The following is a 13324-nucleotide window of genomic DNA, read 5'->3' as shown; positions in this document are numbered from 1 at the left end:
CAAACTCCTTCTTTGAACCTTGACTATCTTTGACTATTATACCGAAATTTTCTCATTTTTTAAAGAAAAAGGGCGCTGGTAAAGGATAATCTTCACCAACTCCCTATTTTTCTACTTATCTAATCCCAATTCTGCTAATATTTGACGTTTATAGGCAATCTTTTGGACTTCCTTGTCCTCGTCTTCAGACCAATCTAGTTTAATTTCTGAGACAATCTGCCCGGGACGATTTTTCAAGATATAGATGCGGTCACTGAGATTGAGGGCCTCTTCAATACTATGCGTGATGATGAGGGTCGTCAGCTGCAGCTGTTTGTGAATCTCCAGATACCAAGCGTGGAGTTCCATCTTGGTCATCTCATCCAAGGCGCTAAAGGCCTCATCCAAGAGAAAGAGCTTGTGCCCGAAAAGGTAGGTACGAAGCAAGGCTACACGCTGGCGCATCCCACCACTGAGTTCATAAGGATACTTATCTCGTATAGCAGTCAGCTGGAAGGTCGCAAGGATGTCATCCGCTCGGGCAATGGCTTCCGCCTTATCCACCTTTTGAATCAAGAGTGGCAGGATGATATTGCCAAGAACCGTCTTGTGCTCCAAGAGGAGATCCTTTTGCAGCATATAACTCACGCGCCCCTTGGGATTTTCCTCGCCATCAAGGACAATTCGCCCATACTGGACTTCTAAAATCCCAGCAATCAGATTAAAGAGGGTGGTCTTTCCAACACCACTTGGTCCTAGGATAGAAACCACTTCACCCGAAGTCACCTGCAGGTTAATATCCTCTAAAATCTTTTCATCATCGTAGGCATAGCTTACATGTTCGAGTCTAATTTCTGTCATTATTTTACAAATTCGTTAGTGAAGCCCTTGTCAGTCAAGTCTTCTTTAAGGATACCATTCTCTTTATCCCATTTGTAGAAGGCATTCCAGCGGTCAGCGTCAAATTGTCCCCATTTTTCCTTGTCACTTGCGTATTCTTTTGACAAGTATTTTTGAGATTCGATAACAAAGTCACGTTTTTCCTTGAGTTCAGGTGCATTCTTGATGAGGATATCTGCAGCTTCTTCTGGGTGTTCCATGGCATATTGGTAGCCTTTTTTAATAGCTTGGATGACTTTACGAGCTTCTTCCTTGTTGTCTTTCAGATAGTCGTTGTTTGCGATGATAACGGGTGAGTAGTAGTCAAACTCCTTGACATAGTCTTTCAAGTACATAAAGTTAGCGTCTACACCTTGAGATTTGGCAAGGATACCGTCCCAACCGTAGTAGATCCAAGCAGTGTCAAAGACACCATTGGCAATCGGTGTGATTGAGTTTGAGTCGTTGTTTGGTACTTTTTCGACCTTCTCAAAGTCTCCACCTTGTGATTCTACTAATGTTTTCAACATAGCTAGCTCCGTTGGGTCATTCCAAGTACCGTATTTCTTCCCAACCAAGTCCTTTGGACTGCTGACATTGTCAGATTTACGAGAGATGATTCCTGATGTATTGTGCTCTACGATAGCGGCAACGGCAGTGATTCCTGCCCCTTTTTCCAATTTCTTAGCCATGTAGTCTTGGAAATAGATAGCAAATGGTGCCTTGCCATTGATCACCAAGTCAGACGAGCTTTCTTCTGGTGGCAATTTCAAATCAACATCCACTCCAGCTTCTTTGAAATAACCTTTTTCCTTGGCAACATACAGCCCTGTGTGGTTAGTATTTGGCGTCCAGTCTAGGATAAAGTCAATCTTCTTGAGTTCTGCTTCTTTATTGTCCTTAGAAGCAGTCCCTTGACCACAAGCCACCAGCACGACAGCTACAAGAGCTGTCACAAGCGTTAAAAACACTTTCCATGTTTTCTTCATTTTCATTTCCTCTTTTCTTTTTCTAAAACGCTCTATTAAGTACGTTTCCATTTAATCACATATTTTTCACTAACATCGACCAATTTCATACCCAAAAGGCTGATAATCGACACCAGAATAATAATGGCAAACATGGTATCATACTGAAACAGTTTTTTAGACTGAATCATATAAACACCAAGTCCTTCAAAACCTCCCAACCACTCAGACACCACAGTTGTGATAAAGGCGTAGGAGACACTGACCCTCAGACCTGCATAAAAGTAGGGCAGGCTGACAGGGATTTTAAAATGCCACAGGATTTGCCAAGGGTTTGCTCGCATCAGACTAAACAAGGTCAGCATATCCTTGTCACAATTCCTAAATCCGTCCAAAATGCTGACGATAATAGGGAAGGTTGTTGTCAGGATTATCAAGACAATCTTAGGCAAAATTCCATAGCCTAGCCACAAGACCAAGATAGGCGCTATGGCAATGGTCGGAATGGTCTGGATAACCACCATCATGGGATAGATAAGATCATTGAGCCAAGTTAAACTGTCCATAAGCACTGCCATCAGACAGGCAATCAAGACTCCTAAGACTAGACCTAGCAAAGCCACTCTCAATGTCGCCCAGCTATGGTGCCAGAGAAATTCTCTGTCACGAGCAAAGGCCTGGAGAATTTCAAAAGGAGTTGGCAGGATAAACTTGGGTAAAAGTTTGAATATTCCCGCTAACTGCCAGATTGACAAGACTCCTAGAAAACCCAATAGACTAATGTGTCGTCTCAGTATACTTTTCAAGTTTGTCATCGATGCTTAAAATCTCTCCTACATTTATTTTGACATTGGCAAAGACATTATCTGCCTCCTGCCCTGCCACTTCTAGCGCTTCTTTAAGAATACGCATGAGCTCATCCAACTCCCCTTCCAAGACCGTTTCAAAGGGTGTCACCACCATGGTCACGGACTGAGCTTGCAGATAAGCAATCACTTGATCGATAATAGCAATTCGATCAATCCCCTGTGATAGGGGCAAGACTTGCAAGGCAATGCTTGCTTTCATAAAAACCTCCTTTTCTCAGGTTTCCTTTTGACAAAAAGAAAACCCCTTCCATATATGGAAAAGGTGCAGAATTCGGCTAAGTATCGTTCCCTACGCTGGCATTACCCAGATCAGGTGCGGTCGAAGTTTAACACTTCCTCTCAGACTGTACACAGACTCCCATATCTTATATGGAAATATAGTAACGCAAATACAAGGAAAAGTCAAGGAAACTGCTTACAGAAAACCATGAAAAAGAGTTTGAAGGCAAATGCTTCAAACTCTCTTTCATAACTTTCTTATTTAGCCTCGTACCAGGTTGCTCCTTCATTCTCATCAGCGATGAGGGGAACACTGAGCTGGATGGCTTCTTCCATGGTTTGTTTCACCAGAGCTTTGACGGCTGCTAGTTCTGATTTCGGAACCTCAAGGACGATTTCATCATGCACTTGCAAGAGCATCTTGGTCTGATAATCACCCTCAACTAGAGCTTTGTCTAGCTGAATCATAGCAATTTTGAGAATATCCGCCGCCGAACCCTGGATAGGCGAGTTGATAGCTGTCCGCTCTGCAAAACCACGAATGTTAAAGTTACGCGAATTGATATCGGGTAACTCACGACGACGCTTGAAGAGAGTCTCTACATAGCCCTTATCACGCGCTTCACGCACCACTTCTTCCATATAGTTTTTAATCCCAGGAAAACGCTCAAAGTAGGTATCAATGTAGGCTTTGGCCTTCTTACGACTAATACCAAGATTGTTCGCCAAACCAAAATCTGAAATCCCGTAAACCACTCCAAAGTTGACAGCCTTGGCATTGCGACGGTCGTTTGGCGTCACATCCTCAGGACGTTCAATTTCAAAGACACGCATAGCTGTCGAAGTATGGATATCTGCTCCCTCTTGGAAGGCCTTGATTAAGTGCTCATCCTTAGAGATATGCGCCAAAACGCGCAACTCAATCTGTGAATAGTCGGAGCTAAGAAGGACACTATCCTCCCACTCTGGCACAAAAGCCTTACGAATGAGACGACCTTGTTCCAAGCGAACAGGGATATTTTGCAAGTTTGGATCTACACTAGACAGACGTCCGGTCTGAGTCAAATCTTGCACATAGCGCGTGTGGATCTTGCCATCATCTAAAATCCAATCCTGCAAGCCAATTACATAGGTAGATTGAATCTTAGCAATCTGACGGTAGTCTAGAATTTTTTTGACAATCGGTGCAATAGGAGCCAGACGCTCTAGCACATCCACGGCTGTCGAGTAACCTGTCTTGGTTTTCTTGGTGTACTCTAGAGGAAGACCCAGTTTTTCAAAGAGAAGGACGCCTAACTGCTTAGGCGAGTTGATATTAAACTCCTCACCAGCCAGTTCGTAAATCTCTTGAGTGAGTTGCTCAATGACGACCTCATTTTCAGCCTGCATCTCAAGCAGGGTTTCTTTTTGGACCTTGATCCCAGCGATTTCCATCTTGGCAAGGACAAAAGCCAGAGGTTGCTCCATGTCATAGAGGAGATCTAACTGTCCATGTTCACTGAGTTTTTCGAGTAAAACCGGCTCTGTTTCAACCAATACTGCAACCTTGCGAGCCAAATGCTCCAAGAATTTCTCTCTCTCAGGGATAGCTTTCTTGACCCCCTTACCGTAGAAAATCTCATCATCAGCCAAATAAGTTTGGCCATAGAGATTCGCAATGGTTGAAATTTCATTGTTCTCGACAGTAGAGAGGAGGTATTTGGCCAAACGGCTGTCAAAAGCAGGGGCCTGCAAATTCAAGCCCAAACGATTTAAAAGAACCTTCGCTTTCTTAAAATCATACACTTTCAGAGGTGTTTTTTCTAGAAAATCCTTGAGAATCGGCTCCTGCAAGAGCTCAAGTTTGTCTGTAGCGTAAAGCTTATCTCCACAGAACCAGGCAAAACCAACCAAGGCATCTGTATGGTAATTCTCACCAAAAAGTTCAAAGTGGAAGATGGAGTCTGCGCTCAGCATATCCTCCTTCACTTGGTCAACGATAGTGAAGTCTAAACTCTCAGGCGCATCCGTCGACGAAACATTTAAAGCTTGTTTAAGCTGTTTGAAGCCCATCTCATCGTAGAATTTTCCGAGATTTTCCACATCTGGGCCATTATAGACCAAATCATCTAGTCCAATCTCAATTGGTGCCTGAGTCTCAATGGTCGCCAAGGTTTTAGACAAAAAGGCTTGTTCCTTGTCATTGATGAGATTTTCCTTCATCTTAGAAGCCTTCATCCCATCAATATTTTCATAAATACCCTCTAACGAACCGTGTTCTAGCAAGAGCTTGATACCCGTCTTTTCACCGATTTTCGTGACACCAGGGATATTATCAGACTTATCCCCCATAAGAGCCTTAAGATCAATGAACTGAGCTGGGGTAATGCCCATCTTTTCCATAAGGTAATCTGGTGTAAAGGCCTCAAACTCAGCCACACCTTTCTTGGAAATCTCAACCACTGTATGCTCATCCGTCAACTGGATCAAGTCCTTGTCTCCGCTGACAATAGTCACTTCAAAAGAATCCTTCTCAGCCAAGCGACCTAAGGTTCCGATGATATCATCTGCTTCATACTGGGCCAACTCATAGTGGCGAATCCCAAGATGATCTAGCAACTCACGAATGAAGGGAAATTGCTCACGAAACTCATCTGGAGTTTTAGCACGCCCCCCCTTGTAGTCTGCATACATCTCTGTTCGGAAAGTCGTCTTACCTGCATCAAAAGCTACCAAAACATGGCTGGGTTCAACTCGCTCCAAGACATGATTCAACATAAGTTGAAAGCCATAGATTGCATTGGTATGAAGACCATTAGCATTTTTAAATCGATCCAGCTGTTGATAGAGCGCAAAAAAAGCTCGAAAGGCAACAGAAGATCCATCAATTAATAATAATTTTTTCTTGTCCATACACCCATTATAAAGGAAAGCAAGGAAAAATACCATCGGAAAGAATAGGCAAATGGTAGTGAAGCCCTCTTTTTTATATTCTTTCTAGATTCTAGCTCCATTACTATCCACTCGATAGCCATCTACAGTAGTATTCACTGCTAAAGCCCCCGAAGCATTGACGTAATAAGACTTTCCTCCTACCTGGAACCACTGGCTAGACTTCATAGCCCCTGAACTCTCCAAATAATACCATGTTCCATTTTCCTTGAGCCATCCCGTCTGCATCTCCCCTGATGCCTTTAGATAGTACCAATGCGAACTATCCTTCACCCAACCTGTTGACATGGTTCCATTGTCTTTAAAGTGATACCAACTGCCATTTATTTTCTTCCAACCAGTTGCGAGTTTCCCATTCTCTCGGTAATACCAACTCCCTCCTTCTTTTTTCCAGCCCTTTTCTGTATTGCTTAGCTCTGCATACTGCACATATCTTCTAGAACCGCTATAAGACAAATAACCGAGCCACTTATAACCATCCTTTTCAAGAACTTGATCATAACTCACACTCTCACCAGCATAATAGTAGTCAATAACCTGTCCTGTACGTGACGGTTGGTCCATAATAGGCGATTTCCCCGTGAATACTATTGTCCCACTAGACGGAAGTTCTGGGCTACGAGCATTCTCACCCGCACTATGGCTGGCAGATAAATCCCTGAAATGAATAAAACCTGTCATCGAACTAGCCCTGACTTTTCGACGGTTATACTTTTCTCGAACCCCATAATTATACTCTTCGATCTCAATCGTATCCCCTGATACATTTGATACCCAGGCCACGTGCCCATAATAACCTTCTGTCGACCAAGCAATGGCCCCAACTTCTGGCTTAGTATCCACACGGTAGCCTTCTCGCCTTGCACGATGTCCCCATTCATTCGCATTTCCGTAGGCAGGTGGAATTTCAAAGCCATTTACACTACTCAAACGAAAGGCCGCAAAAGACGTACACTGGCGAGAATACATCCGCCACTGATCGATTTCAACACTACCATTTTTGTAGTGAAGCGGATAGTCATCTCCACGCGCTACACTGTTGGCCTGAACCGATTCTCCACCAAACAAAAAAGCACTCGTAACCAACAATGTAGCCAGTCCTACACTCAATTGAGCACATCTACTCTTCTTAACTCCTGATTTAAAAAACGTCATTCATTCTCCTTAATAATATAAATTTCCGAGGTTACCCTCCTTTATACTATTCGGGAGAAAAAGAAAAAAGTGAGCAAAGCTCACTTCATTTTAGGATTCTTGGTCTAGATAGCGAATCAAATTCTTCTCTGTCAAGATATCTGAGTAGGTGAAGGATTCAACATAGACATTGACTTGTTTGTCTCCCTCAACATCCCCAAATTCAACGATAAATAGAGATGGATAAACCTCAATTAGCTTACCCAATCGATTTTTTTGGCGCTTACGGCCATTCTCCAAAGTCATTTCAACGACTTGTCCCTCATGCGCCTTGATCTCTTCTTTGATTTTTTTCATCTTGGCTACATCTGAAAATGCATCTGACATCTTATGCCTCCCTCTTTGAGATACTTGAAAATTTATTGTATTCTTTTTGGAAAATCAATTCCACTGTTCCACGAGCTCCACTACGGTTTTTCTCGATGATAACCTCAACCTTATTATTTGGAATTCCTTCCTCTTCTTCACCCGCACGATCGTAGTAGTCGTCACGGTATAGAAAGGCTACGATATCTGCATCCTGCTCGATAGAACCCGATTCACGAATATCAGACAAGACTGGTCTCTTATCCTGCCGCTGTTCCACTCCACGAGATAACTGACTAAGAGCAATGACTGGAACTTTCAATTCCTTAGCAAGAATTTTCAACTGACGAGAAATTTCAGAAACTTCTTGTTGGCGGTTCTCACGACCAGTCCCTGTGATAAGCTGTAGGTAGTCGATCAAAATCAATCCTAGATTGCCCGTTTCTTGAGCTAGTTTGCGTGAACGGGAGCGAATTTCCGTGATTCGAATCCCTGGTGTATCATCAATATAGATACTCGCGTTGGCTAGATTTCCTTGGGCAATAGTATACTTTTGCCACTCCTCATCAGTCAATTGACCCGTACGGATAGAATGAGACTCCACCAAGCCTTCGGCCGCTAGCATCCGGTCTACTAGACTTTCCGCACCCATTTCCAGTGAAAAGATAGCTACCGTCTTGTCCAACTTAGTCCCAATGTTCTGCGCAATGTTCAAAGCAAAGGCCGTCTTACCAACCGCTGGTCGCGCCGCTAGGATAATTAGCTCCTCCTCATGGAGACCTGTCGTCATATGGTCCAAATCTCGATAACCCGTTGCAATACCCGTGATATCCGTTGTTTGTTGTGACCGAACTTCTAGGTTCCCAAAGTTGATATTTAGAATATCTCGGATGTTCTTGAACCCACTACGATTGGCATTTTCGCTAACATCTATGAGTCCCTTTTCAGCCTGAGCGATGATTTCATCTGCAGGCTTAGAAGCCTCATAGGCTTGGTTGACAGACTCTGTCAATTTGGAAATCAAGCGACGTAGCATAGCCTTTTCGGCTACGATTTTAGCATAATATTCTGCATTGGCTGAAGTTGGTACAGAGTTGACAATTTCGACAAGGTAAGACAAGCCACCAATATTTTGGAGATCCCCTTGGCTATCCAAAATCGTCCGAACTGTCGTCGCATCAATTGCTTCCCCACGATCCGACAAATCTACCATCGCTTGGAAGATCAACCGATGAGCATATTTAAAGAAGTCACGAGAATCAATGTATTCTCGGACAAAAACGAGCTTACTCTCATCTATAAAAATAGCCCCCAGAACAGATTGTTCTGCCAAAATATCCTGAGGTTGAACTCGCAGTTCCTCTACTTCTGCCATCCGACTTTCCTTCCTTTTACAATCTTGTCAAGAAATTGTAAACTTAACCTTCTTTTACACGAAGATTGATGACACTTGTAACATCTTGATAGATTTTCACTGGTACATCAATCAAACCTACTGCTCGAATTGGTGCTTGCACTTGAATATTGCGTTTGTCAATCTTGATACCAAATTGCTTTTGCAATTCTTCTGCAATTTTCTTGTTAGTGATGGAGCCAAATGTACGGCCATCTGGTCCAACCTTTTCAACAAACTCTACAACCGTTTCTTCTGCTTCAAGCTTAGCCTTGATGGCTTTTGCTTCAGCAATCATTTCAGCATGAGCCTTTTCTTCTGATTTTTGTTTACCACGCAACTCGCCCACTGCTTGAGCAGTCGCTTCCTTGGCCAAATTCTTTTTAATCAGGAAGTTTTGAGCATAGCCAGTTGGCATTTCCTTGATTTCGCCCTTTTTTCCTTTTCCTTTAACATCTGCTAAAAAGATTACTTTCATTCTTCTTTCTCCTTTTCCTTTAGTTCATCCAAGATTAGTTTAGTCAATTTTTCTCCTGCTTCTGACAGATTCATATTCTCGATTTGCGCAGCCGCTAGATTAAAATGGCCTCCGCCACCTAGCTCTTCCATAATGCGTTGCACATTGATTTTACTACGGCTTCGAGCCGAGATGGAGATAAATCCTTGTGTATTTTTTGCCAGAACGAAACTAGCCTCAATACCGGACATGGCCAGCATAGCATCGGCAGCCTTACTGATAACAACGGTGTCATAAGTGGTTGAGTCCTTAGCTTGGGCAATCAAGATATCTGAAGCTAGCTTACGACCTTGTAAAATGAGTTCATTTACCTCACGATACTCCTCAAAATCTGTCGCAGCAATCTCCTGGATAGCAATACTATCGCTTCCACGTGTTCTCAGGTAGCTAGCCACATCAAAGGTCCGACTCGTTACGCGAGATGTAAAGTTCTTGGTATCCAGCATCATTCCAGCCATCAGTACGCTAGCCTGCATACGACTCAAACGATTTTTCTTAGAATTTTGGAACTGAATCAATTCTGTGACCAGCTCACTCGCACTACTTGCTCCACTTTCAATATAGGTGATGACTGCATTCTCAGGGAAATCCTGATCACGTCTATGATGGTCAATAACAATGGTTTGAGTAAACAAATCATAAAAATCTTTTGACAAGGTTAAAGCCGTCTTGGAATGATCCACCAGAATCAATAATGAACGGTTTGTAACTAGCTTCATCGCATCTGTAAGAGATAAAAGTTTCGTGACATCTTCCTTCTTCAAGAACTGAATAGCACGTTCGATATCTGCTGGCATATGGTCTGCATCGTAGACAGCATAACTGTTCTCAATAATATTACTTGCAAACAACTGCATACCAACAGCAGAGCCCAAAGCATCCATATCTAGATTTTTATGACCGACTACAAAAACTTGGTCAACACTTCGAATCTTATCAGAAATGGCTGTCATCATGGCTCTGGTACGTGTACGAGTACGTTTGATAGATGCAGCAGTTCCTCCACCAAAGTAGACAGGATTCTTGGTTTCGTTATTTTCCTTGACCACCACCTGGTCACCACCGCGAACTTCTGCTAAGTTCAAGTTGAGCAAGGCAATTTTCCCTATCTCTTCATGATTTCCATCACCATAAGAAAATCCCATACTTAAGGTTAGGGCCAGTTGCCTCTGTTTTGATTCTTCTCGGAAACTATCAATAACAGAGAATTTATCATTCATCAATTCCTCGAGTACTGTGTAATCTGTGAATAAATAAAAACGATCCATCCCCACACGGCGAGAAAACATAGCATACTTACTAGCAAATTCTGAAACAAAATTAGCTACAAAGCTATTGATATGGCTGATATCAGAGTCAGACGTCGCATCCTCCAAATCATCGTAATTATCCACTGAGATGACCCCAATGACTGGACGACTAGTTACCAATTCGACAGTCGCTTCGTACTCCCCAGAAACATCAAAGAAATACAAAACACCCGAAGCCTTGTCCATATGAACAGCATACCGTGTTTCGCCCAAGGTAGCATACGAACCAGGATTCCCAACAGAAGCCTTGATGATGGTTTGAATTAATTCAACATCAATTTCCCCTTCTTCATTCGTCAAAATCAGCTCAGCATAGGGATTAAACCATTCCACTTCGCCACTAGATAAGTCTAATTTCAGGACTCCCACCGGCATTTGATCAAGCAAAGTACTCAAGCTATTTTCAGCTTGATGATTTACGTATTGGATTTGTTCAATTTCGCTCTTTTCATACTGTTTTTTTTGCCAGACAAATAAAAGCAGATAAAGAAGTACAAATAAAAACAAGACACTGATTGTTACAACATTATTTTGTGAAAAAATAATCAGCATTGTTAAGGTTCCGAAAGTTGCAATCCCTAGTAGAATCGCAGAATTCGGAGTTAAATTATTTTTTTTCATTCTAAACCTCTTGCGCATTATTATATCACAAATGCCCTTAAAAAGCGACCTTTAAAGAGAAAGCACTGCTTTTATTATAGTAAGATACTCTTAAAGAAACCATACATAAAAAAGGAGAGCAAATTCCTCGCTCTCCTTTTTCCACATCAGTGCAGAATCTTCCGCCTAGATTACATTATTCACCTAATTCTAGTCGAATGTCTTGTAGGCGCTCTTGCGCCTGTTTCACAATTGATTCTAAAATAGACTTACATGGTTTGATGTCTTTCACCAAACCTGCAATTTGTCCGCTCATCATTGAACCATGAACTGTATCACCTTCATAGACAGCCTTAGATAGGGAACCGATCGTAATTTCTTCCAGTTCCTCTCGGTTTGTACCTTTCTGCTCTAATTCAATATAGTGATCTGTCATCTCATTGCGAATACAACGAACTGGCGCTCCCGCAATGCGACCTGTAACCGCAGTCGCTGTATCACTTGCCGCCAAAATAGCTTCTTTATAGGCTGGAGAAATTGGACATTCTTCTGAAGCAAGAAAAACTGTTCCCATTTGAACTCCTTGTGCACCTAGGGCAATCGCAGCAGCCAGCCCTCGGCCATCTGCCACACCTCCGGCAGCAATGACCGGAATTGATACCGCATCAACGATTTGCGGGATAAGAGCCATTGTATTGGTCTCTCCGATATGCCCACCAGCTTCTGAACCCTCAGCGATTACAGCATCAACTCCCAATTCTTCCATTTTTTGAGCATGCTTGACACTGGCAATAACTGGAATAACCTTGATTCCTGCTTCTTTCAAGTAAGGCATGATATGCTTAGGTGTTCCTGCACCTGTAGTTACCACCGGAACCTTTTCTTCGATGATAACAGTCACAATATCCTTGATGTTTTTCATCATCAACATAATGTTGACACCAAAAGGCTTATCTGTCAACTTTCTCAATTCACGAATTTCTTCTCGCAACTGCTCTCCAGTCATACCACCTGACGCAATAATTCCTAATCCTCCAGCCTCAGAAACAGCTGCTGCTAGTTGATAGTGGGAGATTTGAGCCATGGCCCCTTGGAAAATTGGATATTGAATCTGTAAAAGTTTTGTAATTGACATATGAGTCCTCCTTTTATTTTCTGTTGATTCTTGTTGGCAAATGGATGCATAGTGCACCAATATCCCCGTCAACAAGAAAATGTTACATTTGTCTCCTCATATTCTGTTATCCTAAAAAATCTGGCTTACGATCCTGCTGATCTGTAAAAGGAATAAGTGGGGGGCGAGAACGTAGAACATAATCTACAAATTCCTTCCCATCCTTGTCAAACTCTACCACCGCGAAAAATTGATCATGATAAAAGAAAAACTTGTAATGATTCTCAAAAGCCTGACGCAACCATTTCTCTTTGGCTAAAATGGATTTCATAGGATAATCATCAACTGCTGGAACCCAGAGAGGATTTCGATGAACATGTGATAACATCAAGTCCCCCATATGGATCATCGTATCTTTCCCCTGTTTGAGCAAGATAATACTGTGGCCATTGCTGTGACCACTTGTGTGAATCATTTGGATTTCTGGAATGACATTGATATACTCTGAGAAAGTCGTCACCTGATCTTGAATCGGTTCCCAATTCTCTCTCAGATAAGTTCCTCGTGTTCGATTATTAGGGTTTCTCATCTCATACCATTCGACATCATTCACAATAATCTTGGCGTTTGGATACTTGGAAACCAACTCTCCTTGATCATTCACACGCGTCAAGCCACCAGAATGATCATGATGCATATGTGTCATCAGCACGATGTCAATATCTTCAGGCGATAGTCCTAAAAGAGATAAACTTTCTTCTACCCGACTTTCAGTTAAGATTCCTAAGTTGCGCCTTTGTTTATCAGATAATTTTGCCGTATCAAAACTTGCATCTATCAAGTAATTTTTACCCTTGTACTGGATCAAAATAGGATCCGTCAATTCTGCCATCATATTAGCATCATTTGTTGGGTAGTAACGAGACCACACAACTTTCGGAACCGGACCAAAAAGAGTCCCTGCATCCGTCAATTTATCGGCTCCACGTAGCCATGTCAGTTTCATATCATGAAATTGATATTCCTGTAAGGTGAGTTCTGCCAT

Annotated in this window: 12 protein-coding genes; all 12 read right to left on the bottom strand. The window is 42.4% G+C overall.

The window, feature by feature from the left end; translation table 11 throughout:
* Positions 1-111 precede the first annotated feature (111 nt).
* The gene (locus tag M1F74_RS05980) at positions 112-840 is read right to left on the bottom strand and encodes an ABC transporter ATP-binding protein (RefSeq protein WP_247946574.1); all 729 of its coding nucleotides are present in this window, start codon (positions 838-840) and stop codon (positions 112-114) included.
* A complete protein-coding gene (locus M1F74_RS05975; RefSeq protein WP_044021580.1) occupies positions 840-1847 on the bottom strand; it encodes an ABC transporter substrate-binding protein in 1008 nt (335 codons plus the stop codon). The genes M1F74_RS05980 and M1F74_RS05975 overlap by 1 nt, the downstream gene beginning before the upstream one ends.
* A 35-nt stretch (positions 1848-1882) precedes the next feature.
* On the bottom strand, positions 1883-2641 hold the full coding sequence (locus M1F74_RS05970) for an ABC transporter permease (RefSeq protein ID WP_247946573.1): 759 nt from the start codon (positions 2639-2641) through the stop codon (positions 1883-1885).
* A complete protein-coding gene (locus M1F74_RS05965; RefSeq protein WP_002880743.1) occupies positions 2604-2894 on the bottom strand; it encodes a thiamine-binding protein in 291 nt (96 codons plus the stop codon). Before M1F74_RS05965 ends, M1F74_RS05970 begins: the two co-directional genes overlap by 38 nt.
* Positions 2895-3172: 278 nt before the next feature.
* Positions 3173-5806 (bottom strand): DNA polymerase I, encoded by a 2634-nt coding sequence (gene polA / locus M1F74_RS05960; RefSeq protein WP_247946572.1) that lies wholly within the window; start codon positions 5804-5806, stop codon positions 3173-3175.
* 84 nt (positions 5807-5890) lie between these two features.
* Entirely contained in the window at positions 5891-7000 is a 1110-nt protein-coding gene (locus M1F74_RS05955; RefSeq protein ID WP_000142556.1) for a CHAP domain-containing protein, read from the bottom strand.
* A gap of 90 nt (positions 7001-7090) precedes the next feature.
* Positions 7091-7366, bottom strand: coding sequence for a Veg family protein (locus tag M1F74_RS05950; protein WP_001278158.1), 276 nt, complete (start codon positions 7364-7366; stop codon positions 7091-7093).
* Between the two features lies 1 nt (position 7367).
* The gene (gene dnaB / locus M1F74_RS05945; RefSeq protein ID WP_000852476.1) at positions 7368-8720 is read right to left on the bottom strand and encodes a replicative DNA helicase; all 1353 of its coding nucleotides are present in this window, start codon (positions 8718-8720) and stop codon (positions 7368-7370) included.
* A gap of 43 nt (positions 8721-8763) precedes the next feature.
* Positions 8764-9216: a 50S ribosomal protein L9 gene (gene rplI, locus M1F74_RS05940; RefSeq protein WP_000864201.1), complete on the bottom strand. Its 453-nt coding sequence runs from the start codon at positions 9214-9216 to the stop codon at positions 8764-8766.
* A complete protein-coding gene (locus tag M1F74_RS05935; protein WP_247946571.1) occupies positions 9213-11186 on the bottom strand; it encodes a DHH family phosphoesterase in 1974 nt (657 codons plus the stop codon). Before M1F74_RS05935 ends, rplI begins: the two co-directional genes overlap by 4 nt.
* Before the next feature lie 175 nt (positions 11187-11361).
* The gene (locus tag M1F74_RS05930) at positions 11362-12342 is read right to left on the bottom strand and encodes a nitronate monooxygenase (RefSeq protein ID WP_256283325.1); all 981 of its coding nucleotides are present in this window, start codon (positions 12340-12342) and stop codon (positions 11362-11364) included.
* 64 nt (positions 12343-12406) lie between these two features.
* Positions 12407-13324: an MBL fold metallo-hydrolase gene (locus M1F74_RS05925; RefSeq protein ID WP_033584696.1), complete on the bottom strand. Its 918-nt coding sequence runs from the start codon at positions 13322-13324 to the stop codon at positions 12407-12409.

It is taken from the genome of Streptococcus oralis (assembly GCF_023109315.1).
Lineage (GTDB): Bacteria > Bacillota > Bacilli > Lactobacillales > Streptococcaceae > Streptococcus > Streptococcus oralis_BS.
This window is presented reverse-complemented; position numbering and strand designations above follow the sequence as displayed.

Coding starts and splice junctions, on each gene's coding strand:
- polA (WP_247946572.1), bottom strand. CDS start 5,806: ATGGACAAGAAAAAATTATTATTAATTGATGGATCTTCTGTTGCCTTT.
- dnaB (WP_000852476.1), bottom strand. CDS start 8,720: ATGGCAGAAGTAGAGGAACTGCGAGTTCAACCTCAGGATATTTTGGCA.
- M1F74_RS05975 (WP_044021580.1), bottom strand. CDS start 1,847: ATGAAGAAAACATGGAAAGTGTTTTTAACGCTTGTGACAGCTCTTGTA.
- M1F74_RS05980 (WP_247946574.1), bottom strand. CDS start 840: ATGACAGAAATTAGACTCGAACATGTAAGCTATGCCTACGATGATGAA.
- M1F74_RS05950 (WP_001278158.1), bottom strand. CDS start 7,366: ATGTCAGATGCATTTTCAGATGTAGCCAAGATGAAAAAAATCAAAGAA.
- M1F74_RS05925 (WP_033584696.1), bottom strand. CDS start 13,324: ATGGCAGAACTCACCTTACAGGAATATCAATTTCATGATATGAAACTG.
- rplI (WP_000864201.1), bottom strand. CDS start 9,216: ATGAAAGTAATCTTTTTAGCAGATGTTAAAGGAAAAGGAAAAAAGGGC.
- M1F74_RS05970 (WP_247946573.1), bottom strand. CDS start 2,641: ATGACAAACTTGAAAAGTATACTGAGACGACACATTAGTCTATTGGGT.
- M1F74_RS05935 (WP_247946571.1), bottom strand. CDS start 11,186: ATGAAAAAAAATAATTTAACTCCGAATTCTGCGATTCTACTAGGGATT.
- M1F74_RS05965 (WP_002880743.1), bottom strand. CDS start 2,894: ATGAAAGCAAGCATTGCCTTGCAAGTCTTGCCCCTATCACAGGGGATT.
- M1F74_RS05955 (WP_000142556.1), bottom strand. CDS start 7,000: ATGACGTTTTTTAAATCAGGAGTTAAGAAGAGTAGATGTGCTCAATTG.